Annotated in this window: 22 protein-coding genes and 5 tRNA genes; 25 read left to right on the top strand and 2 right to left on the bottom strand. The window is 61.9% G+C overall.

All coding sequences use genetic code 11. The features are described 5' to 3' along the window. The first annotated feature begins 215 nt into the window (after positions 1–215). The 5 genes from DW850_RS08650 to DW850_RS08635 all read left to right on the top strand — a co-directional run bounded on the left by DW850_RS08650 (position 216) and on the right by DW850_RS08635 (position 3760). Positions 216–1310, top strand: coding sequence for a hypothetical protein (locus DW850_RS08650; RefSeq protein ID WP_117786835.1), 1095 nt, complete (start codon positions 216–218; stop codon positions 1308–1310). 38 nt (positions 1311–1348) lie between these two features. After that, positions 1349–1600 carry a hypothetical protein gene (locus DW850_RS10205; protein WP_158565252.1) on the top strand — a complete coding sequence of 84 codons (252 nt, stop codon included), beginning with the start codon at positions 1349–1351 and terminating at the stop codon, positions 1598–1600. A 23-nt stretch (positions 1601–1623) separates the two neighbouring features. Beyond that, positions 1624–1698 (top strand) — tRNA-Val (locus DW850_RS08645). 369 nt (positions 1699–2067) lie between these two features. Next, the gene (locus DW850_RS08640) at positions 2068–3222 is read left to right on the top strand and encodes a hypothetical protein (RefSeq protein WP_117786834.1); all 1155 of its coding nucleotides are present in this window, start codon (positions 2068–2070) and stop codon (positions 3220–3222) included. Positions 3223–3687: 465 nt separating this feature from the next. Next, positions 3688–3760, top strand: a tRNA-Ala gene (locus tag DW850_RS08635). Between the two features lie 210 nt (positions 3761–3970). Here DW850_RS08635 and DW850_RS08630 read toward each other — a convergent pair. Beyond that, a tRNA-Ile gene (locus DW850_RS08630) sits at positions 3971–4046 on the bottom strand. Positions 4047–4671: 625 nt separating this feature from the next. Between DW850_RS08630 and DW850_RS08625 the strand changes: the two genes are divergently transcribed. The 20 genes from DW850_RS08625 (at position 4672) to DW850_RS08530 (ending at position 22053) form a co-directional block, all read left to right on the top strand. Continuing rightward, a tRNA-Ala gene (locus DW850_RS08625) sits at positions 4672–4744 on the top strand. Between the two features lie 75 nt (positions 4745–4819). Beyond that, on the top strand, positions 4820–6853 hold the full coding sequence (locus tag DW850_RS08620) for an ABC-F family ATP-binding cassette domain-containing protein (RefSeq protein WP_117786833.1): 2034 nt from the start codon (positions 4820–4822) through the stop codon (positions 6851–6853). Further along, entirely contained in the window at positions 6840–7136 is a 297-nt protein-coding gene (locus DW850_RS08615) for a hypothetical protein (RefSeq protein ID WP_233540650.1), read from the top strand. The genes DW850_RS08620 and DW850_RS08615 overlap by 14 nt, the downstream gene beginning before the upstream one ends. Before the next feature lie 9 nt (positions 7137–7145). Next, complete coding sequence (locus DW850_RS08610) at positions 7146–7829, top strand: site-2 protease family protein (RefSeq protein WP_117786832.1); 684 nt, start codon at positions 7146–7148, stop codon at positions 7827–7829. 84 nt (positions 7830–7913) lie between these two features. Then, a complete protein-coding gene (locus DW850_RS08605; RefSeq protein ID WP_117786831.1) occupies positions 7914–8723 on the top strand; it encodes a ScpA family protein in 810 nt (269 codons plus the stop codon). 11 nt (positions 8724–8734) lie between these two features. Continuing rightward, on the top strand, positions 8735–9463 hold the full coding sequence (gene scpB / locus DW850_RS08600; protein WP_117786830.1) for an SMC-Scp complex subunit ScpB: 729 nt from the start codon (positions 8735–8737) through the stop codon (positions 9461–9463). After that, positions 9450–10412 (top strand): pseudouridine synthase, encoded by a 963-nt coding sequence (locus DW850_RS08595; protein ID WP_233540649.1) that lies wholly within the window; start codon positions 9450–9452, stop codon positions 10410–10412. The genes scpB and DW850_RS08595 overlap by 14 nt, the downstream gene beginning before the upstream one ends. Before the next feature lie 66 nt (positions 10413–10478). Then, entirely contained in the window at positions 10479–11165 is a 687-nt protein-coding gene (gene cmk, locus DW850_RS08590) for a (d)CMP kinase (protein WP_117786828.1), read from the top strand. Positions 11166–11168: 3 nt separating this feature from the next. Next, entirely contained in the window at positions 11169–11897 is a 729-nt protein-coding gene (locus tag DW850_RS08585) for a lysophospholipid acyltransferase family protein (RefSeq protein WP_117786827.1), read from the top strand. A 2-nt stretch (positions 11898–11899) separates the two neighbouring features. Beyond that, positions 11900–12799: a 4-hydroxy-3-methylbut-2-enyl diphosphate reductase gene (locus DW850_RS08580; protein WP_117786826.1), complete on the top strand. Its 900-nt coding sequence runs from the start codon at positions 11900–11902 to the stop codon at positions 12797–12799. A gap of 2 nt (positions 12800–12801) precedes the next feature. Next, a complete protein-coding gene (locus tag DW850_RS08575; protein ID WP_117776261.1) occupies positions 12802–14244 on the top strand; it encodes a DUF512 domain-containing protein in 1443 nt (480 codons plus the stop codon). A gap of 10 nt (positions 14245–14254) precedes the next feature. Beyond that, positions 14255–15589 carry a ribosome biogenesis GTPase Der gene (der, locus tag DW850_RS08570; protein WP_117786825.1) on the top strand — a complete coding sequence of 445 codons (1335 nt, stop codon included), beginning with the start codon at positions 14255–14257 and terminating at the stop codon, positions 15587–15589. Next, positions 15582–16265, top strand: a complete 684-nt coding sequence (gene plsY / locus DW850_RS08565) for a glycerol-3-phosphate 1-O-acyltransferase PlsY (RefSeq protein ID WP_117786824.1) — start codon at positions 15582–15584, stop codon at positions 16263–16265. Before der ends, plsY begins: the two co-directional genes overlap by 8 nt. A 9-nt stretch (positions 16266–16274) precedes the next feature. Then, positions 16275–17282 carry an NAD(P)H-dependent glycerol-3-phosphate dehydrogenase gene (locus DW850_RS08560; protein ID WP_117786823.1) on the top strand — a complete coding sequence of 336 codons (1008 nt, stop codon included), beginning with the start codon at positions 16275–16277 and terminating at the stop codon, positions 17280–17282. A gap of 18 nt (positions 17283–17300) precedes the next feature. Beyond that, positions 17301–17972, top strand: coding sequence for a ribulose-phosphate 3-epimerase (rpe, locus tag DW850_RS08555; RefSeq protein ID WP_117583169.1), 672 nt, complete (start codon positions 17301–17303; stop codon positions 17970–17972). Positions 17973–17978: 6 nt separating this feature from the next. Then, a complete protein-coding gene (locus tag DW850_RS08550) occupies positions 17979–19157 on the top strand; it encodes a cysteine desulfurase family protein (protein ID WP_117786822.1) in 1179 nt (392 codons plus the stop codon). Continuing rightward, positions 19154–19963: a Nif3-like dinuclear metal center hexameric protein gene (locus DW850_RS08545; RefSeq protein WP_117786821.1), complete on the top strand. Its 810-nt coding sequence runs from the start codon at positions 19154–19156 to the stop codon at positions 19961–19963. Before DW850_RS08550 ends, DW850_RS08545 begins: the two co-directional genes overlap by 4 nt. Then, entirely contained in the window at positions 19960–20679 is a 720-nt protein-coding gene (locus tag DW850_RS08540; RefSeq protein WP_117786820.1) for a zinc ribbon domain-containing protein, read from the top strand. The genes DW850_RS08545 and DW850_RS08540 overlap by 4 nt, the downstream gene beginning before the upstream one ends. Before the next feature lie 2 nt (positions 20680–20681). Then, on the top strand, positions 20682–21896 hold the full coding sequence (gene coaBC, locus DW850_RS08535; protein ID WP_233540648.1) for a bifunctional phosphopantothenoylcysteine decarboxylase/phosphopantothenate--cysteine ligase CoaBC: 1215 nt from the start codon (positions 20682–20684) through the stop codon (positions 21894–21896). 80 nt (positions 21897–21976) lie between these two features. Then, positions 21977–22053 (top strand) — tRNA-Pro (locus tag DW850_RS08530). Between the two features lie 607 nt (positions 22054–22660). On the opposite strand, the gene DW850_RS08525 is transcribed toward DW850_RS08530, so the two are convergent. After that, positions 22661–23036 (bottom strand): HAMP domain-containing sensor histidine kinase (locus DW850_RS08525; protein ID WP_147349609.1); only part of this gene is annotated, 376 nt, incomplete at its 5' end.

Genomic DNA, 23036 nt, shown 5'->3' with positions numbered 1-23036 from the left:
TTGAAGGATGCTACCTGCGCTTTTGAAGAATCGAAACGGAGGTTGTAAGCCGATTCTTCCTTTCACCGACTGGCAAAACGATTTACACCTAATTGTGGGAGTTGCCCACGCGATTTCTCCTTGCTCCTGCATCGATCTCGCTAAACTAATAAGTGCTGCCACCAGGGCATTTTCTGGTGCATATTCTATTGGCTCCCGCGAAGATCGGAGCGGGTATGTTTGCTGCCGAGTCCTACACCAGCCGTCATTACATTGCGATTGTTGCCATGGCCTGCCTATGCGTTTTGCTGGGCGGGCCTTCTTATGCTGCGGGCGCGGAGAGCCTCATCATCGCGGGCGCGACGTACTGCGAGCCGGGCGTGTCGGGCCCCGGCTGGGCCTGGACCGATGCCGACCATCTGGAGCTTGACGGCTACGCGGGTGGGGCCATCGGCGCCGACGGCGACCTGGTGCTGACGCTTGCCGGGCAGAACTCCGTGACGGAGTCGCATGCGCCCGATGCGGACATCACGCTGTGCGGCATGGAGGTGTGGGGCAGCCTGACGCTTCGCGGCACCGGGACCCTGACGGCGACGGGCTCGCAGTGCGGGATCCACGTTTCGCAGGCGCTCGTGGTGGACGGATGCACCGTCGATGCCCGGGCAGACGTGGCCAATATTACGGACGAGGCGGTCGCCGGCGTGATCGCTGGCGACATGGCCGTGCGCGGCGGCGGGCGCATCGTTGCCGCGGGCGCCGGGTCCGGAGCGGGCGTGCGCGCCTACGGTGTGTATCTGCAAGATGCGGGCCTTGGCGATGGTGCGGCCGGCTGTCGGCTTTCCGTTGACGCCTCGTGGCTTGATGCGGCCGGTGCCGACGGCGGCGCTGCGTGTACGGGCGGGTCGCTTGTGTCCGCACGGTTTGTGACGCCTGCTGGCGGGGCTTTTGGTGCTAGTGGCGTGATGGATGCTGCAGGGGTAGTGGCACCGCATGTGGTGGTTGAGCCCGATGTCGCCACGCCTCCGGCGGGGGAGACCGACGGGAGCGATGTGCCTGGATGCGGGGCGGGCGAGCCTTCCGCCGATGCTAACCCCGCTGCCGGAGAGCCCACCACAGGGCCCACGACAAATCCGGCGCTGAAACCAGCGGCCGCGACAACCAAGACAACAACGACAGTAACCAAGACCACGGTCGCCAAAGCCTCCAAGCCCAAGGCTGCCACTGCGACAAGTGCGGCACTCCCCAAGACCGCCGACAACAACTGGATCGCCGCTTCCGTGACGCTTTTCCTACTTGGTACAATGCTTCTAGCTGCCGCATGTCGTTGTTGAGATAGCTGCCATTTGGAAGAAAGGGACATCCACAAGGTATGACTTTTGACAACTGTACAGCAGACGCAACCGACCCTATCGTGCCGAAAGCACCCCGTACTTTACCCGATGATCTGGACAGCATCGCCTTGATCGACGAAGCTGCCACCCCGAGACGTCGTGGTTCAAGCTGTAAAGCAGTGTTGAGCTGCGATTTTAGTGGTTACGGCGTTTGCCATGGCGCGGCTGACGCGCACGAATTTAAAATCGGGGGCAAAAAGTTCTTGGAAAACCTCGCGCGGCTATGTTAGTATCTCTTTTGCCGAAAGGCGACGGGCGATTGGCTCAGGGGTAGAGCATATCCTTCACACGGATGGGGTCACAAGTTCGAATCTTGTATCGCCCACCATCTAAAGCACAGGTCAGAGGTGTTAAGCCTCTGACCTTTTTCTTTTTGACACCAAAATTGAAGCGAAGTTACCTAAGGCGTTATATGTTACGCAGTTCACCTTAGGTGTCGTCATTGCGCGTTTTGCAAAATGCGTCTGCGTTCATTCATTGAATTCCCTGCGTAATCTATGTGCAATTGTGGAGACAGAGACCGCTGGCTCACAGCTTGTACCAGCGCGTTCATGCCTATGGCGGCTTTTCAACGGATTGCGTCAAGCTTTTGGTCAGCGTTTGGTCAGCTTCCGGTACTTACCCGCATGATGCCCCGGTAGATAATCGTCCACGACCACAACCGCACGGTCTACGGCCGATACCAGGGGAGGCGCAAATGGACGAAATCGTCTGCGCAAACACCGCATTCCGCTATTGGCGCTGCCCACCGCAGGTGCGCGACCTCTACCCGCGCCTACCCAACTCCGAAGAAGGCTGGCGAGCTCTATCCCAAGCCCCTTTCGTAACCGACGTCCTCAAGACCCCAGTCATCACAGCAGCATCAACTCGAAGCAACCTACATTCCGAGACAAGACGGACCATCCGATGGAACAGCGCCTATACAGAGAAGGTCTCGATCGACACGGGCATGGGCTTTAGCGTCACAGACCCTCTTCATACGCTATTCACCATGACTCGAAGCGTTTCTTCATGCGACCTGGTTCTGGCCATGTACGAGCTCTGCGGATGGTTTTCGGTTTTTAAACCATCGCCCGCGGTCGACATGGCACTTGAGCAAGCAAAATCAGAAGAAGAGCAGTACACCACAGAAAGTCTTTTTGAACTAGATGAAACCCAAGACGAGGCCCCATGGAAGCGAGTCTATGCTCGGGCGAGCCAGAAGGACAGCGAGAATGATCAAAGTGGGCAGCAGAATGACGGATCCGGAAATAAAGCAAACGGAAAAGGCACATCGCTCTGGATGAGAAAGCCTCTTATTGAAATAGAAGAACTGCACAAATTTGCAGCGAAGGTTAAGGGCGAGATGTGGGGAAAACAATTCTACGAAGCCGCACGGCAGGTAATGGGTATTGCGGCATCCCCGCTAGAAGTTGCTGGAATCATGTTGCTAAGTCTTCCGAGGCGTACTGGCGGAGCGGAGTTTAAAAACATATACGTCAACGACTTAACACCGCTGTCGAATTCAGCTCGAAAAATCGCAGGTCAGAAAATCTGTTACGGCGATATCGTCATCGTAAACCCAATAATAATGAAAGCTGTGATTATCGAACTTCAGGGAGAGGTTATCCATGGTTCAGGCGCCGTGCTGGACCACGATGCCGCACGAATGACAGCATTACAAAGCATGGGATACGACGTATTTCTTGTAACCCATGACATGCTCAATGATCACTATCAGCTTGATGCCATCATTCACAGTGTGTGTGAGCGATTGGAGTTGCGCTACAAACCAAAAACCGAGGCGATGAGATGCGCTGAGACCAGATTGCGAGCCAACGTTCTGTGCAATTGGCTTGGTATTGGTAAGTAATAATGTTCAAGTGAGCATTATTACTACTTTATATGCTGCAGTAATTAAGTGCCATTTTAAAACCACGCCGGTTTACTACGTTGGATTGGGGGTAGCTGAGCACACCGAATTCGTCGCTCGTAAAACCGCAGGTAGAATGCCTGCCCGTTTTGCGAATGTAGGCGTGTGGTCGGAAATCCGGGAATCGTCGTAGTAAACCGGTCCGTTTATGAAGCGACCAGCTGGCGCGAGCTGCGCACGGTTCAGTAAATTGACCCGAAGGCGCGGAGAGGGGCTCAGACGAAACCCTCCCGCGGAAGCACCGCGGATTGCTTTGTTCTGGCCGGCGACACCTGGGGCGCGCCCCGCGGGCTATTTCGGGCATCGTGTGTCCCTTCGGCCCCGCGCCGTTCCACGCACCGTAAAATCTTTTCCAAAATTGTCCTTGCATCGGCGGGGGAGTTCCCGTATAGTACTTTCTCGCACGGGGGCGTAGCTCAGCTGGGAGAGCGCTTGACTGGCAGTCAAGAGGTCAGGGGTTCGATCCCCCTCGTCTCCACCCGAGCATTGAATGAGGCTCCAATGCAAGTTGGGGCCTTTTTTCATATCTATCGATTTACGCCATGTGTTGACTGGGCAGCATCTTGGCGACATACCCATTGTTAATTACGAATATGAATGTTAATAACTTTACGTTTCTGGATAGCAAACCTAGTCTGCAGCGCCAATAACAAAGAGACCGGGCGTAATACCCAGCCTCGAAATACTCTGGTGGGCCCTCCGGGATTCGAACCCAGAACCCAGGGATTATGAGTCCCCTGCGCTGACCGTTGCGCCAAGAGCCCTTATGAACGGTGAATGCAATTCTAGCAAAGGCAACTCAGGCCTAATTTCTTCGCTTCACGTCGTGAAATACTACCATGCACGAGCAAGTCGCACAACGCAAGATCAAGTTCGATGCTAAACAACAGCTAATCTAGGCCCGTCGCAGATAAGAAGTGTTTTATAAAAAGTTAAGGCCTTAAATTCAGGGCTTCAAGACATTTCAGCGTGAAATCAACCTGATGCCATTTCAAAACCATGCTGGTTTACTACGACGGATCGGCGACCTTCGACCACCGCGTGTTCTCAGTTTGCAAAACAGCAGGTAGAGAGTCCGACGGTTAACGAAAAGACGTGCGTGGTCGAACATTCCAGATTCATCGTAGTAAACCGGCATAGTTCTGAGGCGCGGATGAGGGACGGTTCGCAATCGGACCCGATAATGGGACTGGCGACGCATAGGAAATCCGGTTGCGCGGGGAGGGTCGCGTTCCGCGCGCCAAGTCGGCCGGCGTAGGGGCCGTGCGGGGGCCAGGCGCTCCGCAGGCTGGCCCGGCCCCGCGGGACTCCGGCGCCCGCCCCCCGGAAGGTTTTTCCAAAATTGTCCTTGCATCGCCGTCCGAGTTCCCGTATAGTACTTCATCGCACGGGGGCGTAGCTCAGCTGGGAGAGCGCTTGACTGGCAGTCAAGAGGTCAGGGGTTCGATCCCCCTCGTCTCCACCCGAGCATTGAATGAGGCTCCAACGCAAGTTGGGGCCTTTTTTTATATAGGCACACAAGGTCAAAGGCGGCACCATGATCCTCCTGGTCGACAAGATCGAAAAAAGCTTCGGCGCTCGCGTCCTCTTTAGCGGCGCTTCCTTCCAGATAAATCCCGGCGAACGCTTTGCGCTCGTGGGCCCCAATGGCGCCGGCAAAACTACCATGCTCAAGATCATCATGGGCATCGACAGCCCAGACGCTGGCCAGGTCCAGTACGCAAAGGACTGCCAGGTAGGCTATCTAGAGCAGGAAACCAACCTGGAGCAAAAGGACACCACCATCCTTGCCGAGGTCATGGCCGCCGCCAAGGAAATCCGCCGCATGGGCGAGCGCGCTAACGAGCTGCAGGCCCAAATCACCGAGCTCTCCGAGCAGGGCAAGGACGTCGACGCACTCCTCAACGAGTACGGCCAGGTCCAGGACCGCTTTGAGCACCTGGGCGGCTACGAGCTCGAGAGCAACGCCCGCAAGATCCTGTCCGGCCTGGGCTTTAAGGTCACCGACTTTGAGCGCCCGTGCTCCGAGTTCTCGGGCGGCTGGCAGATGCGCATCGCGCTCGCCAAGCTCTTCCTGCGCCATCCCGACCTGCTGCTTCTGGACGAGCCCACCAACCACCTGGACCTCGAAAGCGTCCAGTGGCTGCGTGGCTTTATCGCCAACTACGACGGCGCCGTCCTCATCGTCAGCCACGACCGCGCCTTTATGGACGCCTGCGTCGACCACGTCGCCGCGCTCGAAAACCGTCGCGTGACCACTTACACCGGCAACTACAGCAGCTACCTCAAGCAGCGCGAGGACAACCTTGAGCAGATGCGCGCCAAGCGCGCCGCCCAGGAGCGCGACATCGCCCACATGCAGGTCTTCGTCGACAAGTTCCGCTACAAGCCCACCAAGGCCGCCCAGGCCCAGGAGCGCATCCGCAAGATCGAGCAGATCAAAAAGGAGCTTGTCATCCTACCCGAGGGCCACAAGCACATCGACTTTAAGTTCCCCGACCCGCCGCGCTCCGGCGACATGGTCGTGGGCCTGGAGGGCGTCTCCAAGTCCTACGGCAACAAGCACATCTACAGCGACATCGACCTCAAGCTCTACCGCGGCGAGCACGTGGCGCTCGTCGGCCCCAACGGCGCCGGCAAGTCCACGCTCATGAAGATCATCGCCGGACTGGAGCCGCCCACCACCGGCACCCGCGACCTGGGCACCAACGTGGGCGTGGCCTATTACGCCCAGCACGCGCTCGAGGGCATGACCGAGTCCAACACCGTCCTGCAAGAGATCGACACCGTCACGCCCAAGTGGACCGTGCCGCAGCAGCGCAGCCTACTGGGCGCCTTCCTGTTTAGCGACAACGATTCCATCGAAAAGCAGGTGCGCGTCCTTTCCGGCGGTGAAAAGGCGCGCTTGGCCCTGGCTAAGATGCTCGTGGCCCCCGAGGCACTTCTGTGCCTGGACGAGCCCACCAACCACCTAGACATCGACTCGGTGGACATGCTCGAGAACGCCCTGCAAAACTTCCCCGGTACCATCGTGCTAATCAGCCACGACGAGCACCTGGTACGCGCCGTGGCCAACCGCGTCATCGACATCCGCGACGGACAAGTCACGGTCTACGACGGCGACTACGACTACTACCTCTACAAGCGCGAGGACCTCGCAGCCCGCGCCGCCGCCGAGGCGTCCACGGAGAGCGCGCCGGCCACGACCAAGTCCGCCAAGGCCAGCGCCGCCCAGGCCGACACCCCCGTCGCCGCCCCCAAGCCTGCCGAGGGCAAAAAGACCAAGGAGCAAAAGCGCGCCGAGGCCCAAGCCCGCGCTGCGCTCAACAAAAAGCTCAAGGGCGTGCGTAACCAGCTCAAGAAGATCGAGACGGAGCTCGACAAAAAGCGCGCCCGCTATGACGAGCTTATGGAATTGATGGCAAGCGAAGAGCTTTATGCCGATCAAGACAAGTTCAACGCCGCGCTGGGGGAATATAACGGCCTTAAGCAAGAGCTGCCCAAGCTCGAGGACGAATGGCTGGAGCTTTCCACCCAGATCGAAGAGGAGACCGCGCGTGAACTCTCGTAAGGCCGCTGCCGTGGCGATGAGCATCATCGCCATCGCCTGTCGCATCTGCGGCATCTTTATGAGCGCGATGACCGTGCTGCTGTGTTTTAGCGGCCTCACCGCCAAGCTGCAGATCGTAGGCTTTGTCGTTGAGCTTTCGCGCGCACTGCCGAGCGCCATCGCCGGCTATGGCGTCATCACGTCGCCCTTTGGCGGCGTGTTCCGCCTGGATTACGCCATCGTCACCGTGATCCTGTTTGTGATCGACTACCTGCTCACGCGCGCCTCGCGCCGCGTCCGCTAGGGGAGCGCTATGTCCAGCAGCTACCTCATGAACCTGCTCGCCAGCGCCGTCGCCGTCATCGTGGGCATCGTGATCCACGAGAGCGCACACGCCGCCGCGGCCTGGGCGCTCGGCGACAAGACGGCCCGTTCGCGCGGCCGCGTGTCACTCAACCCGCTTAACCATATCGACCCGTTTGGCACCATCATCCTGCCGCTGCTCATGCTCGCGGCCGGCGGCCCGGTGTTCGCCTTCGCCAAACCCGTGCCCGTCTACCTCAACAACCTCAAGCACCCCAAGCGCGACGAGGTCCTGGTGAGCGCGGCCGGCCCCGCGTCGAACATCGCACTCGCGTGCCTTGCCGCGGCACTCATGCACGTGGCGTACGGCAACCTCTACACCGGCATCTCCTTTGCCCTGGCGTCACAGATCATGAACTTCGGCGCCACGTTTATCGTGGTTAACCTGTCGCTTGCGTTCTTTAACCTCATCCCAATCCCGCCGCTCGACGGCTCGTCGATCATCGTGCCCTTCCTCAAAGGCAAGGCGCTCAACAACTATTACCGTCTGCAGCAATATGCTATGCCCATCCTCATCATCGTGCTGTATCTGCTGCCCATGTGGACCGGCATCGACGTGATCGGCCGCTATTTCGACGTTACCGTGTATCCGCTTGCTGAGCAGCTGCTCAACTTCGCAATCGCCGGCATCTAAGGTAAACTTACGGGTCGACCGTGCAAAACGGTCGTAACATGCACCCAAACCGCGCCGCGAAGGCGCCGTCAAAGGAGGTCGAAGATGTCGTATCGCGTGTCGACGCAGGTCTACAGCGGACCGTTCGACCTGCTGCTGCAGCTGGTAACCCGCCAAAAAGTAGATATCGGCGCTATCTCCATCAGCGAGGTGGCCGAGCAGTACCTTGCCGAGGCCGAGCGCATTGAGGCGCTGGACCTGGACGTGGCGAGCGATTTTTTGCTGGTCGCAGCAACCCTTTTGGACATCAAGGCCGCCTCGTTGGTGCCGCAGGAGGCCCCGCGCAAAGTTGATGACGACGACGAGATTGACGAAGACCTCGAGGAGCTCAGCGCGCTCGACGGCGACGCCCTGCGCGAGGTCCTAATCCAGCGCCTGATCGCCTACAAGCAGTTTAAGGGCGCGGCGGCGGCCCTTGGCGCGCGGATGCAGGCCGAGAGCCGCATGCATCCGCGTGTTGCCGGACCCGACCCTGAGTTTTTGGGCCTCATGCCCGACTACCTGGCCGGCATCACCCTGCGCGGCCTGGCCGTTATCTGTGCCGACCTGGACGGCAAGCGCCAGACCTTCTTGCTGGAGGCCGAGCACGTGGCACCGCATCGCGTGCCGCTCGACCTGACCGTGGCCTCAGTCGACCGCTTTACCATGACGCACCAAACCTGCACCTTCCGCGAGCTGTTGGACGGCGACGCCACCACCGAGCAGCTCGTCGTTACCTTCCTAGCAATGCTCGAGCTAGCCAAGCGTGGCTCGCTCACGCTGAGCCAGGACGAGATCTTTGGAACCATTCAAATCAACCGCGTCGAGGGCGCCGAGGCATACGTGCCCGGCGAGGGCCCCGATCTCACCGAATAGGAGCCGCAACCATGTCAACCCTTTCCACGCTGGAGGCAAACAGCCTCAAAGGCGCCCTCGAGGCGCTGCTGCTGGTGTCGAGCGACCCGGTGAGTGCGCCCGCGCTCGCCGGCGCACTGGATATCGCCCCCGGCGAGTGCGCATCGCTGCTCGCCGAGCTCAAGGTTGAGTACGAGGAGGCCAACCGTGGCTTTCAGCTGCGCGAGGTCGCCGGCGGCTGGCGCCTGTTTACGCATCCCGCCTACCACGACGTGGTCGAGGCCTATGTGCTGAGCTGGGACACGCAAAAGCTGTCGCAGGCGGCGCTCGAAACACTGGCCGTCATCGCATACCACCAGCCCGTGACGCGCGAGGTGGTCAAGGGCATCCGCGGCGTCAATTCCGACGGCGTCATCGCGTCGCTCGTGGACAAGGGCCTGGTGCGCGAGCTCGGTCGTGACCCCCAGCGCGGTCAGGCCATCATTTACGGCACGACCAACGCATTCTTGGAAAAGTTCGGTCTGCGTTCCACCCGCGACCTGCCCGACCTGGAGCAGTTTGCCCCCGACGAGCAGTCGCGTCAGTTTATCCGCGAGCGCCTGAGCGGCCGCAGCATTCAGTCCACGCTCGAGGAGCAGGCCGAGGACCTGGACGAAGAGCGCGAACTGCTCGATACCGATGTTGACGATGTTGAGGCAATCGAGGACTTGGAGACCCTGGTCGTCGACGAGACCTCGGAGGATTTACATGACGAGGACTAACGAAGTAGGGGAGACGCGCGCCATGGGTAACGCAGTACCCGCTGCCGACGCCCAGCCCGTCTATCCGCACACCATGCGCCTGCAGCGCTTTTTGGCGCGCGCGGGCGTGGCGAGCCGCCGTGGCTCGGAGGACCTGATGACCGCCGGCCGCGTGACCGTCAACGGCGAGGTCGCGACCGAGCTGGGCACCAAGGTCGACATCGACCGCGACCATATCGAGGTCGACGGCATGCCCGTCAAGCTCAACCAGGGCGCCGTGTACCTGATGCTCTACAAGCCGACCGGCTACCTCACCACCATGAGCGACCCGCAGGAGCGACCTTGCGTGGCAGACCTGGTCCCGCGCGACCGCTATCCGGGGCTCTTCCCGGTGGGTCGCCTGGACCGCGACACCACAGGCCTTTTGCTCTTTACCACCGACGGCGACCTGTCGCAGGACCTGCTGCACCCCAGCAAGCATGTCTATAAGACCTACCAAGCACTCGTGGACGGCCACCTGACCGATCGCGACTTGGGACCGCTCCGCCGTGGCATCGAGCTCGACGACGGCCTGTGCCAGCCGGCGATCTGCCGCGTCATCAACGCGCGCGAGGCAGAGGCTGTGGCACCGCAAGGCGTCAAGCCCGGTACCACCGCCGTGGAGGTCATCATCCGCGAGGGTCGCAAGAACCAGGTCAAGCGCATGCTGAGCAAGATCCACCATCCGGTAATCCGCCTGCATCGCTGCATCTTTGCCGGCCTTGAGCTCGAGGGCGTGGCCAAGGGCTCGTGGCGCGAGCTCACCGACCGCGAGGTGCAGATCCTCAAGGCCGGCGGCATCCCGCCCAAGCAGGCCGTCGGCAAGCGCGCCGGCGCGGCGGCGACCAACGCCGCGACCCGCACGCGTCACCACGGCAGCCACGGCTCCGCACCCAAGCGCAACACCTACCGCGAGCGTTACACGGGCTAGGCAACCCGCCGCGCCCCAACGCCCGCGAACCATACCAGCACGTCACCCATCGAAAGGAAGCATTGCATGATCGTCGCCATCGACGGCCCCGCCGGTTCCGGCAAGTCCACCATCGCCAAGGAGATCGCCCGCCAGCTGGGCTTTAATAAGCTCGACACGGGCGCCATGTATCGCGCCGTCACCTTCGCTGCGCTCGACCGCGGCATCGATCTGGACGACGAGGCGGCTATCGACGCCCTCGCCGAGCAGATCGAGATTCGCTTTACCAACGGCACCGGCGAGGATACGCGCCTGACCATTGACGGCCAGGACGCTTCGGCTGCCATTCGTACCCCGCAGGTCGACGCCAACGTATCCAAGGTCTCGGCCTACCCGGGCGTGCGCGCCGCCATGCTCATTCACCAGCGCCGCGCCGCCGAGGACCGCGATATCGTGGCCGAGGGTCGCGACATCGGAACCGTCGTGTTCCCCAACGCGCAGGTCAAGGTCTTCCTGACCGCCGACCCGCGCGAGCGCGCCCGCCGCCGCGTGCTGCAGCGTCACCAAAACGACGCCCAGCCGCTTACTGCCGAGCAGCTCGAGGCCGAGGTCGACGAGACTCTCGACGCCCTTAAGCAGCGCGACACGCTTGACAGCAGCCGCGAGGTCGCGCCGCTCGTGCCCGCCGAGAACGCCGTGCACGTTGACTCCACCGCCCATACCATCGACGAGGTCGTCCGCATTATTGAGGACCTCATCAACCAAAGGAGGTAGCCCATGCGCCTGTTTAAGCAGACGCCCGAGGACTATTACAACGCCCCCTACGCAGAGTTCCCAGCGCTCATTCGCGGCACCGTCGTCGTAGTCATGGCCATCCTTTGGGCCTTCTCCAAGCTCATGTGGCGTTGGAAGGTCGAAGATGCCGATCTGCTGTTTGAGCGCCAGGACGGCCGCGGCAGCGTGGTCATCTGCAACCACACCTCGATGGCTGAGCTCTTGGCCGTGGAGACGGCGTTGTTCTTTGGCGGCCGCCGCATTCGCCCCATCTTTAAGTCCGAGTTCGCCAAGAGCAAGATTGTGCGCTGGGCCTTTAGCCGCGTTGGCGGCATCCCCGTGGAGCGCGGCACCGCCGACATGAAGTGCCTGCGCGCCGCCCAGCATGCGCTGCAGCGCGGCGAGGACGTCCTGATCTTCCCCGAGGGCACGCGCATCCGCTCGCGCGAGATCAAGCCCGAGGTCCACGGCGGTTTTGCGCTCATCGCCCAGATGGGCAAGGCGCCCGTCAACCCGCTCGCCATCTGCGGCTGGTCCGACATCACGCCTGCGGGCAAAAAACTCATGCGTCCCAAGAAGTGCTGGATCCGCGCCGGCAAGGCCGTCTCGCTTTCGGACGCGCCGGCCAAGCTCAAGCGCAAGGAGCGCCTGGCATGGTTTGAGTCCGAGGCCATGAGTCGCGTCTACGCCATGCGCGACGACCTGTGCGCCGAGCACCCGGGCAGGTTCTAGCCATGAGCGAGAACGTGACGAACACCGCCGCGACTGCGTCCGACCACGCAACCGCGCCTACCATCGAGATCGCCGCCCACGCCGGCACTTGCTACGGCGTACAGCGTGCGCTCGATATGGCGCTGGCCGCTGCGCCGCAGGCAGGGGAGTGCAATCAGGTCCATACCTTGGGTCCGCTCATCCATAACCCTATCGTGGTGCGCGAGCTCGCTGAGGCAGGCGTTAGCCTGGCTGAGAACCTGGATAGCGCCGCAACCGGTACCGTGATCATCCGCGCCCACGGCGTGGTGCCGCAGGTCATTGATGCCGCTCGCGAGCGTGGCCTTAACGTCGTCGACGCCACCTGCCCCTACGTGAAGAAGGTCCACGTGGCGGCCGAGCGCCTGGTGCGCGAGGGCTACCGCGTGATCGTCGTGGGCGAGCCGGGCCACCCCGAAGTCGAGGGCATCCTGGGCCACGCCGGCGATGACGCGCAGGTCGTGAGCTGCGCTGCCGATGCGGACGCGCTGTCGCTCAAGGGTAAAGTGGGCTTGGTTGTGCAGACCACCCAGACTGCGCAGAACTTGGCCGAGGTCGTGGCTGCTATCACCCCGCGCGTGCAGGAGCTGCGCGTGATCAACACCATCTGCGCCGCCACGAGTGAGCGTCAACAGGCAGCAGCCACACTTGCCAACCGCTGCGACTGCATGGTCATCGTGGGCGGCAAGAACTCGGGCAACACCCGCCGCCTGGCGCAGATTTGCGCAGACGCCTGCGAGCGCACGTATCACATCGAGGAAGCTTCTGAGCTCCAAGCCGCGTGGTTTACCGACGCTCACCACATCGGCATCACCGCCGGAGCCTCCACCCCGCAAGAACACATCGAGCGCGCCGTCGAGCGCATCAAGGAGCTTTGCCGCTAACCATGGACCAGACCGTACCCGCATACGCCGCCGAGGTGGCCGATTACGGGCGCAGCCGCGACCCCGAGCCGGGTGAGGGCGCGCTCGTAAAGAACGTGCGTCCCGAATCGCCCGCGTGGGATGTGGGTATCGAGCCGGGCATGCGCGTGCTCACGGTCAACGGTGAGGCGCTCACCGACATGATCGTGTGGCTCTGGGAGGCCGACGATGATACCGTCGACCTCGAGGTTTTCGACCCGCGCGACGGCACCGTCACCCCCGTCGAGCTCGACCGCTTTCCCGGCGAGGATTGGGGTTTGGAGTTCGATGGCCCCATCTTCGACGGCATGCGTACCTGCGTCAACGCCTGCGTGTTCTGCTTTATGACCATGCTCCCCAAGGGCGGCCGCTCCACGCTCTATATTCGCGACGACGACTATCGCCTAAGCTTTTTGCAAGGCAACTTTGTCACGCTTACGAACCTCACCGACGAGGACGTGCAAAACGTCATCCAGCGCAACATGAGTCCCATGAACGTGTCGGTCCACGCTGTGAGCCCCGACGTCCGCCGTCGTATGATGGGCCGTAACGCCCAGCGAGGCATGGACGTACTCGAGACCATCATGGCCGCCGGCATCGAGATTCACGCGCAGATCGTGTTGTGCCCCGGCATGAACGACGGCGAGGAGCTGGAAAAGACCCTGCGCTTTTGCGAGGAGCACGAGCAAATCACAAGCCTGGGCATTGTGCCGCTCGGTTTTACCAAACACCAAAACCGCTTTAGCTGGTCATACAGCGACAAGCCCGAACTGGCGCGCGAGACCATTGCCATGATCCGACCGTTCCAGGACCGCGCCTATGAGCGCTTTGGCCGCCACACCTTCCAGATGAGCGACGAGTTCTATCTGGACGCCGGCATCGATCCTCCAGAGGCAGACTTTTACGACGGTTACCCGCAGTACTACGACGGCATCGGCATGATCCGCTCGTATCTAGACGAGACCGACGACGTGCTTGCCGCCTATACCGAGCGTCTGGCCCGCGTCCGCGAGGCCATCGCCGCCCGCAGCCAGCATCTGCTGTGCCTCTCGGGCGCCAGCGCACGCGACACGGTGGCCCGCTTTGTGGAGTCGCCCCAGGGACTCGCCGGCACTGTCACGGCCATCAAGAACCGCTACTTTGGCGGCAACGTGGACGTGACCGGCCTCATCGTCGCGTGTGACATCTTGGAGCAGCTGCCCCAAGATCTGTCGGGGGTTATGCTCTTTGTGCCTAAGCTCATGTTCAACGCTGACGGCATGACGCTTGACGAGTATCATCGTGACGATTTACTCGCAAGCCTTACCAGTCGCGGCGCCGAGGTTCATGTGGTGTCAACCATGCCGCATGAGCTGCTCGATACCCTGGAGCATATCCTTGGCATTGTGCCTGCCGACTCTAACACTTCCACTGAACCTACCCATTAAAGGAGAGCAGATGAAACCTATCGTCACCGTCGTCGGACGCCCCAACGTGGGCAAATCCACGCTCGTTAACCGCCTGGCCCAGACCTCGGACGCCATCGTCCACGAGTCTCGCGGCGTCACGCGCGACCGCTCGTATCACACGGCCGATTGGAACGGCCGCGAGTTCACCATCGTCGACACGGGCGGTATCGAGCCGCTCAAGAGCGACGACGTCTTTGCCACGTCCATCCGCGACCAGGCGCTCGCCGCCGCCGAGGAAGCCGCCGTCATCCTGTTTGTAGTCGATGGCCGCACCGGCGTCACCGAAGAGGACGAGTCGGTCGCCCGCATGCTCAAGCGCTGCGACAAGCCGGTCTTTCTGCTGGTGAACAAGCTCGACAACCCCGATCGCGAAAACGACAGCATCTGGGAGTTCTATTCGCTCGGTATCGGCGAGCCCACGCCGCTCTCGGCCCTGCATGGCCACGGCACGGGCGACCTGCTCGACGATATCGTGGCCCTGCTTCCGGAGGAAGAGGACGAGGTCGCCGATGAGTTCCCCGACGCCCTGAACGTCGCCATCATCGGCCGCCCCAATGCCGGCAAGTCGTCGCTGTTCAACCGCATCCTGGGCGCCGACCGCTCCATCGTCTCGAACATCGCCGGCACCACGCGCGACGCCATCGACACGGTCGTCGAGCGCAACGGCAAGCACTACCGCATGGTTGACACCGCTGGTATTCGCAAGAAGAGCACCGTGTACGAGAATATCGAGTACTACTCCATGGTCCGCGGCCTGCGCGCCATCGATCGCGCCGACGTGGCGCTGCTCGTCGTCGACGCCTCCGTGGGCGTTACCGAGCAGGACCAGAAGGTCATGGGCTTGGCCATCGAGCGCGGCTGCGCCATCGTCGTGCTGCTCAACAAGTGGGACCTGCTCGACGACGACCGCAAGCGCGAGGCCTGCATGGAGACCGTCGACCGCCGTCTGGGCGTTATGGCTCCCTGGGCCAAGTACCTGCGCATCTCTGCCCTCACTGGCCGCAGCGTCGAGAAGATCTGGGCGATGGTCGACGCCGCCGAAAAGACGCGCTCGCAGAAGATCAGCACCTCGCGCCTCAACACGTTCCTCACCGACCTGCGCGAGTTCGGTCATACCGTGGTGGACGGCAAGCGCCGCCTGCGCATGCACTACGTGACCCAGACGGGCGTCAACCCGCCGACGTTCACGTTCTTCGTCAACCATAGCGACCTGGTCAACGACACCTACCAGCGCTACGTGGAGAACCGCATGCGCTCGACCTTCGATTTTGCCGGCACGCCCATTCGACTCTTCTTTAGGAAGAAGGAGCAAAAGGATGCATAATCCGATTCTGCTGACCGCCATCTGCGCCGTGGTCTCGTTCTTTATCGGAGCGATTCCGTTTGGCCTGATCCTGGGCCGCATGTTCAACCACACGGACATTCGCAAGGCGGGCTCCGGCAACATCGGCACAACCAATGCGCTGCGCGTGGCCGGCCCTAAGGTGGCCGCGCTCACGTTGTTGCTCGACTGCCTTAAGGGCGCCATCTGCGTCCTTATCGCGCGTCCGCTCATTGCCGACTTGGGCTATGGCTTCCCCGTAAGCATCATGGCGCCCGGAGCCCCCGGCGATTGGATGCTCGGCGTCATTTGCCTAGCAGCGGTGTGGGGCCATATCTTCTCGCCCTACCTTAACTTCCACGGCGGCAAGGGTATCGCGGTTGGCCTGGGCGTCATCCTCGCCTGGTACTGGCCTATTGGCCTGTCGCTGCTCGGCATGTTTATCGTAGCCGTCGCCATCACCAAGTATGTGTCGGTGGGCTCGCTTGCCGCGGCCATCGGTCTTCCCATCGCTGCTTGCGCGGTCTTTCCGTACAGCAGCCTGGGACTTAAGTTTTGCATGGCGATGATCGGCATCACCGTGGTGTGGGCCCATCGCGCGAATATCCAAAAGCTCATGACTGGTAAGGAGTCCAAGCTCTCGTTTACCAAGCGCGTCACCGAGCCCGACGATAAGTAGGAGAGAGTCATGAATGTTGCGCTGATTGGCTCCGGCTCCTGGGGAACCGCCGTCGCCGGCCTTGCCGCCGCGCGAGCCGAGCGCGTGACCATGTGGGCCCACAGCGAGCAGACGGCCGCCGGCATTAACGGCGAGCACCGCAACCCGCGCTATCTGGTGGGATACGAGCTGCCGGACAACGTGGTGGCAACGACCGAGCTCGCCCAGGCGCTCGACGGTGCCGATGCGATCATCTTTGCCGTGCCCTCCACGCACTTGCGCGACGTGTGCCATCAGGCGGCGCCGTTCATCGCGGACGACGCCCCAGTGCTCTGCCTCACCAAGGGCATCGAGCCCGAGTCTGGCCTGCTCATGAGCGAGGTCATCGCCAGCGAGATCGGCAACGAGACGCGTGTGGCGGCGCTTTCGGGCCCCAACCATGCCGAGGAGATCTGCCGTGGCGGGCTTTCGGCCGCCGTCATCGCCAGCGAGGACCAGCAGGTGGGGGAGACCTTCAAGGACCTGCTCCTGTCCACGGCTTTTCGCATCTATCTGTCGCAGGACATGACGGGTGTCGAGGTCTGCGGCGCCATGAAAAATGTCATCGCCATCGTGTGCGGCATCTCCGCCGGCTCGGGCGCGGGCGACAATACGCTTGCCCTCATCATGACGCGCGGCCTGGCCGAGATCAGCCGTCTGGTGCACGCCCGCGGCGGTCAAGCTATGACCTGCATGGGACTTGCCGGCATGGGCGACCTCATTGCCACCTGCACCTCGGAGCATTCGCGCAACCGCACCTTTGGCTACGAGTTTGCCCACGGTGTGTCGCTCGACGAGTATCAGGAGCGCACGCATATGGTGGTTGAGGGCGCCGTCGCGGCCCGCAGCGTCAGCGAACTTGCCCGTTCACTGGGCGTAGACATTCCGCTCACCTTTGCCGTGGAGCAAACGCTCTACAACGGTATTACTTTGGATAGGGCGCTCGAGATTCTTACCGATCGCGTCCCCTCTCAAGAGTTCTACGGACTCACCGACTAGCGCAGAAAGGCTACTACCATGGGTTCCATTAAAATCGCTCCGTCCGTCCTCTCGGCCGACATGGCCAACCTCAAGGGCGAACTCGACAAGATCGCCGGCGCCGACTACGTGCACTTCGACGTCATGGACGGCCACTTTACCGGCAACCTCACCTTTGGCGTTGACATCCTCAAGGCCGTCAAGCGCTCCACCAATGTACCGGTCGACGCGCACCTCATGGTGTCGAACCCCGACGAGACGGTCGATTGGTACGCAGACGCCGGCGCCGATATGATCACCGTACACTACGAGGCCTCCACGCACCTGCACCGCACGCTCACCCATCTGCAGCAGCGCGGCGTTAAGGCCGGCGTGGTGCTCAACCCCGCCACCCCCGTGTGCGTGCTCGAGAGCATCATCGACGTCGTCGATATGGTGCTGCTCATGAGCGTGAACCCGGGCTTTGGCGGTCAGAGCTTTATCCCGGGCACCATCGCTAAGCTCCACGAGCTCAGGGCCATGTGCGAGCGTCACGGCGTTTCGCCCCTCATCGAGGTCGACGGTGGCATTTCTTCCAAGAACATTGTCGAGGTCGTCAAGGCCGGCGCCAACGTGCTCGTGGCCGGTTCTGCCGTATTTAAGTCCGAAGATCCCGCTGCCGAGGTTGCGCTGCTGCAGAAGCTGGGCAACGAGGCCGCACAGGAGGCATAAACCCTTATGACCGCAGGTCAAAACCGCATACCCGTGAATCTTGACTATGCCGCCTCGACGCCCATGCGCGCCGAGGCGCTCCTTGCGCAGCGCGAGTACGACGACAGTGAGCTTGCCGGCGTCAACCCCAACTCGCTGCATTCGCTCGGCCGCAAGGCTGCCGCGCGTCTGGAGGTTGCACGTCGCGAGATCGCCCGCAGCTTTGGCGCGCGCGTCCGCCCGTCCGAGATTGTACTGACCAACGGCGGCACCGAAGCCAACCAGCTGGCGCTGCTCGGTCTTGCCGAGGGCGCTCGTCAGCGCGATCGCAAGCGCGATCGTGTAATCGTTTCGGCCATCGAGCACGATTCGATTCTGGACAACCTGCCGTTGCTGCGTGCCGCCGGCTTTACCGTCGACCTGGTGCAGCCCTGCCGCATGGGCTACATTGAGCCTGCCACGCTTGTCGAGCTGCTAGGCGACGACGTGGCGCTCGTGAGCATCATGGTTGCCAACAACGAGACCGGCGTGGTGCAGCCCATCCGCGAGCTTGCCGCGGCCACGCATACCGTTGGCGCCCTGTTCCACACCGATGCCATCCAGGGGTATCTGCATATTCCGCTCGATGTCACCGAGCTGGGCGTCGACGCCATGTCCGTCGCAGCCCACAAGATTGGCGGTCCCGTGGCATCTGGCGCACTCTACCTTAAGAGCCGCACGCCGCTGCGCCCGCGCATCTTTGGCGGCGGACAGGAGGCCGGTCGTCGTGCCGGCACGCAAGACCTGCGAACGCAGCTCGCCTTTGCCGCTGCCGCCTCGTCTCTGACGCCCCATGTGGCTCAGGAGCGCGCGAAGCTGCAAGCCCTTTCCGACAAGCTCTACGCCACGCTTACGGCCCACCAGCGCATTCACGCCACCATGGGCGACTACGCACAGGCTGATCGCCTGCCGGGCATGGTGTCGATCTACGTTGATGGCATGGACTCCGAGGAGCTCATCGTCAAGCTCGATGCCGCCGGCTTTGAGGTTTCGGCCGGCTCGGCGTGCTCGAGCGGCAGCATGGACCCGAGCCATGTGCTCAGCGCCATGGGCATTGGTCGCGAGCAGGCACTAGGTGCACTGCGCATTTCCTTTGACGACCGCGTGAATCCGGACGATCTGGACGAGTTTGCCCAGACGCTGCTCTCGATCGCAGGTGCCGCATGATCGTCGCCGAGCTCGAGCGCGCACTACTGGCACGCTATCCCAAGACGGACACCGAGCCCTGGGACCACGTAGGACTCTCCGTTGGCGATCCGGCCGCGGAGATCACCGGCGTTGCCTGCGCACTCGATGCGACTGAGGCTAATGTTCGCAGCGCCCAAGAAGCAAGCGCCAACGTGCTGCTGACGCATCATCCCATATACATCAAGGCACCCGAGGCCTTTTGTCCGGCGGATGCCACACGACCCCAGTGCAGTGCGGCCCTCTACGAGGCTGCCCGCTGCGGGGTGAGCATTATCTCGCTCCACACCAACCTGGACCGCTCGCACGAAGCCCGTGTCTGCCTGAGCAAGCTGCTGGGTGCCGCACCCGTGAGCTCACTGGAACACGTGGACGACCCCGAGGCCACCGGCCTGGGCGCACTTGCAACGCTCAACGACCCGTGCACGCTGCGCGATCTTGCCACCCGTGCTGCCACGGCCTTTGGCAGCGACCCGCGTGTGTGGGGCAAAGCTGATCGCCCGTGCCGCACCGTCGCCATTTTGGGCGGCTCCCTGGGCGACTTCGGAGAGCTCGCCATCGCCGCGGGCGCAGATGTTGTCGTGACGGGCGAGGCGGGCTACCACGTGGCGCAAGACCTTGCCTTGCGCGGGCTGCCGGTGATCTTGCTCGGCCACGACCGCTCCGAGGAGCCGTTCGTTGATATATTGATGAACTCTGCAGTTGACGCCGGGGCCGACCCCCGTCATGCGATTAAAATACTGAATCCTTGCCAATGGTGGACTGTGACAAAAGGAGAGAACTTATGAGCGCCGGCGCTACGCTACTCAAGCTGCAACAGATCGATTTGGAGCTCGCCCGCAACAAGAGCGAACTTGCCAATATGCCGGAGCTCAAGGAGCTCGCTTCCAAGCGCAAGACCTATGTGAAGCTCAAGTCCGAGATGACCAAGCTCTACGCCCAGCGCAAGGATCTGGACATTGAGCTCGACGATCTCAACACCACCGAGATCCAGACCAATAACGCCATCGAGGCCGCCAAGAAGCGCCACGTTGACGGCTCCGACTACCGCGAGGTACAGGACCTGGAAAACGAGCTCGCCACCCTGGCCAAGCGCCTGGACAAGATTGAGCACACCCGCAAGGATGTCGTTGTCGCCCACAAAGAGGCGCTCGACCGCGAGACCCGCGCGCAGGCCATCATCGCCAAGTTCGAGGAGGGCGTGAAGGCCGATACCAAGGCCGCCCGCGCCAAGGCTGCCGACCTGCAGGCTCAGATCGAAGCCGCCACTAAGGAGCGCACCGCTCTTGCCGCCACGCTGCCGGCCGACGTGCTCACCGACTACGAGCGTCTGCTCAAGCAGTTCCGCGGCTTGGCCGTCGAGACCATCAAGGGCAACATCCCCACGGTCTGCCACACCGCGCTGCAGGCATCGTCCATGAGCGACCTCAACCACGACGGTAGCGAGATTACGCACTGTCCGTACTGCCACCGCCTCCTGGTGCTCCCGAGCAAGGAAGCCTAGCGATGACGGCGGCATCCAACAATTCAATGCAACTTGAGGGAAAAACGATCCTGCTGGGCATTACCGGCGGGATCGCCGCCTATAAGTCGTGCAATATCGTGCGCCTGCTGCAAAAGCGCGGCGCACGTGTCAAAGTCGTTATGAGCGAGCATGCCACGGAGTTCGTGGGCCCGCTCACGTTCCGCGCGCTCACCAATGAGCCGGTCGCGGTTGGGCTATTCGACGACCCGTCTGACCCCATCCACCATATCTCGCTTGCGCAGGAGCCCGACTTGGTGGTCGTGGCGCCCGCGACGGCCAATATCATCGCCAAGATGGCCAACGGCATCGCCGACGACCTCATCTCCACCACGCTGCTTGCGACGCCGCGGCCCGTCGTGATCGCGCCGGCCATGAACAATGGCATGTGGAAGGCGCCGGCGACGCAGGCCAACATGGCCACGTTGCGCGACCGCGGCGTTCACGTGGTGGGACCCGGCAGCGGCTACCTTGCGTGCGGCGACGTGGACACGGGCCGCATGAGCGAGCCCGAGGACATCGTCGAGGCTGTCTGTGAGGTGCTCAACCCCATGCCGCAAGACCTGACGGGCAAGCGCATCATCATCACCGCCGGCCCCACGCACGAGCCGATCGACCCGGTGCGATTCATTGGCAACCGTTCTTCGGGCAAGATGGGTATCGCCCTGGCGGGGGAGGCCGCACGTCGCGGTGCCGCCGTCACGCTCGTGCTGGGACCGACATCGCTCGACGTTCCCCGCGGTGTGGAGTGCGTGCACGTACAGACCGCCTCAGAAATGCTCAAGGCAGCGCTGAGCGCCTTCCAGACGGCCGATGCGGCCATTTGTGCGGCTGCCGTCGCCGACTACACCCCCGCAGCCCCTGCCGACCATAAGCTCAAAAAGGCCAACGAGCGCTTGGATCGCATCGAACTGGTCGAGACGGTCGATATTTTGGCCGAGCTCTCGCGCCAAAAGGGCGAGCGAAGCGTGATCGGATTTGCGGCCGAGACCGATAACGTTGTCGAGTACGCGCAGCGCAAGCTCGCGCGCAAGGGTTGCGATGCCATTATCGCCAATGATGTCTCGCGCGCCGATTCGGGCTTCGGAACCGATACCAACAAGGCTTGGATTGTTAGCACAGCGGGTACGCAGGAACTTCCCGTGCTAACAAAACCCCAGCTCGCAGATACAATTTTGGACCTGCTTCAAAATTTGTAAAAAAGTTCTTGCACAAGGGCAAAGTTTCGGGTTAATATACTCCCTGTTGCGAGCGAGAGCAGAGCAACAAACAAAAGCTTCGGGACGTGGCGCAGCTTGGTAGCGCACTTGACTGGGGGTCAAGGGGTCGCTGGTTCGAATCCAGTCGTCCCGACCAGAAGTTTGCAGGTCAGGCACCTAGTGCCTGACCTTTTTTGTTTTAGGCAATTGCTTAATTTTGATTAAGCAACAGGGTGCCAAAAATCTACCTACGCGATAGTCGCCTTTTGCGGTTACTTGCGCGTTTTGCACGCACTTGAGCCGATTTATTACCGCGATATGAATCTACATACGCGTAGCTGGTATACAGCCGGGTACAGGTTGTATTTATCGCGGCGACTTACACAGATATAGCGACTGTAACGAACAAGTGTGTCGCTGTATTTATTCCAGTAGTTCACTTGATCGGTGGACAAGTGGGCTGTTGCAACGAAATGCCAAGCGGGATGGACTCCATACGAGGACGCCGCAGGAGTAATGGCGAGGGAGTGCGGCAAGCACTCTGAGAGCCGCTGTGTGACCCCATGTCTCCTTAACTCGATTATTTGTGTTTCAAGCCACGAATCGGTCGAGCAATTGCCAAAAGAAAGGCCCATGCAGGATTGCACGGGCCTTACATCAGATCAAATTTGAGTTAGAAGCACTAAACGGGGCAGACGCAACACCATCTCGTCGCGGCCTCGGCGAGCGACATATCGCAGTCGAGGTAGACATCGAGGAAGTCGTCAGATCCCGCACAGGGGGACCGCGATGGTGGCCACCGCGCCGCCCGAGGGGCTGTTGGCGAGCGAGACGGAGCCCCCGTGGGCGCTCGCGGCCTCGGAGGCGACGTGGAGGCCGAGCCCGTAGTGGCGGCCTCCGTCACGCGAGGAGCGGGAGGAGTCGTCTGTGAAGAGGCGCTCGCAGCCGCGTTCGAGGGCGGCGGGAGAAAAGCCCGGTCCGTCGTCGGCGACCTCGATGACGAGGTGCCCGCCCGCGACGTCGCAGGAGACAGCCACGCGCGAGCGCGCGTGCTCGGCGGCGTTGGCCACGAGGTTCGCGGCGGCTCGCGCCAGGGCGGTTCGGTCGAGCGGGGCCTCGGGCGCGCCCGCGACAGCGGGG

The organism is Collinsella sp. AM36-4AA, assembly GCF_003467795.1.
In the GTDB taxonomy this organism is placed as follows: Bacteria; Actinomycetota; Coriobacteriia; order Coriobacteriales; family Coriobacteriaceae; genus Collinsella.
Note: the sequence above shows the minus strand (reverse complement) of the source record. Positions and strands in the feature narration are given on the sequence as shown.

Excerpts from the sequence above, each read along its gene's own strand:
- DW850_RS08650 (WP_117786835.1), top strand. The coding sequence starts at position 216 with ATGTTTGCTGCCGAGTCCTACACCAGCCGTCATTACATTGCGATTGTT.
- DW850_RS10205 (WP_158565252.1), top strand. The coding sequence starts at position 1,349 with ATGACTTTTGACAACTGTACAGCAGACGCAACCGACCCTATCGTGCCG.
- DW850_RS08640 (WP_117786834.1), top strand. The coding sequence starts at position 2,068 with ATGGACGAAATCGTCTGCGCAAACACCGCATTCCGCTATTGGCGCTGC.
- DW850_RS08620 (WP_117786833.1), top strand. The coding sequence starts at position 4,820 with ATGATCCTCCTGGTCGACAAGATCGAAAAAAGCTTCGGCGCTCGCGTC.
- DW850_RS08610 (WP_117786832.1), top strand. The coding sequence starts at position 7,146 with ATGTCCAGCAGCTACCTCATGAACCTGCTCGCCAGCGCCGTCGCCGTC.
- DW850_RS08605 (WP_117786831.1), top strand. The coding sequence starts at position 7,914 with ATGTCGTATCGCGTGTCGACGCAGGTCTACAGCGGACCGTTCGACCTG.
- scpB (WP_117786830.1), top strand. The coding sequence starts at position 8,735 with ATGTCAACCCTTTCCACGCTGGAGGCAAACAGCCTCAAAGGCGCCCTC.
- DW850_RS08595 (WP_233540649.1), top strand. The coding sequence starts at position 9,450 with ATGACGAGGACTAACGAAGTAGGGGAGACGCGCGCCATGGGTAACGCA.
- cmk (WP_117786828.1), top strand. The coding sequence starts at position 10,479 with ATGATCGTCGCCATCGACGGCCCCGCCGGTTCCGGCAAGTCCACCATC.
- DW850_RS08585 (WP_117786827.1), top strand. The coding sequence starts at position 11,169 with ATGCGCCTGTTTAAGCAGACGCCCGAGGACTATTACAACGCCCCCTAC.
- DW850_RS08580 (WP_117786826.1), top strand. The coding sequence starts at position 11,900 with ATGAGCGAGAACGTGACGAACACCGCCGCGACTGCGTCCGACCACGCA.
- DW850_RS08575 (WP_117776261.1), top strand. The coding sequence starts at position 12,802 with ATGGACCAGACCGTACCCGCATACGCCGCCGAGGTGGCCGATTACGGG.
- der (WP_117786825.1), top strand. The coding sequence starts at position 14,255 with ATGAAACCTATCGTCACCGTCGTCGGACGCCCCAACGTGGGCAAATCC.
- plsY (WP_117786824.1), top strand. The coding sequence starts at position 15,582 with ATGCATAATCCGATTCTGCTGACCGCCATCTGCGCCGTGGTCTCGTTC.
- DW850_RS08560 (WP_117786823.1), top strand. The coding sequence starts at position 16,275 with ATGAATGTTGCGCTGATTGGCTCCGGCTCCTGGGGAACCGCCGTCGCC.
- rpe (WP_117583169.1), top strand. The coding sequence starts at position 17,301 with ATGGGTTCCATTAAAATCGCTCCGTCCGTCCTCTCGGCCGACATGGCC.
- DW850_RS08550 (WP_117786822.1), top strand. The coding sequence starts at position 17,979 with ATGACCGCAGGTCAAAACCGCATACCCGTGAATCTTGACTATGCCGCC.
- DW850_RS08545 (WP_117786821.1), top strand. The coding sequence starts at position 19,154 with ATGATCGTCGCCGAGCTCGAGCGCGCACTACTGGCACGCTATCCCAAG.
- DW850_RS08540 (WP_117786820.1), top strand. The coding sequence starts at position 19,960 with ATGAGCGCCGGCGCTACGCTACTCAAGCTGCAACAGATCGATTTGGAG.
- coaBC (WP_233540648.1), top strand. The coding sequence starts at position 20,682 with ATGACGGCGGCATCCAACAATTCAATGCAACTTGAGGGAAAAACGATC.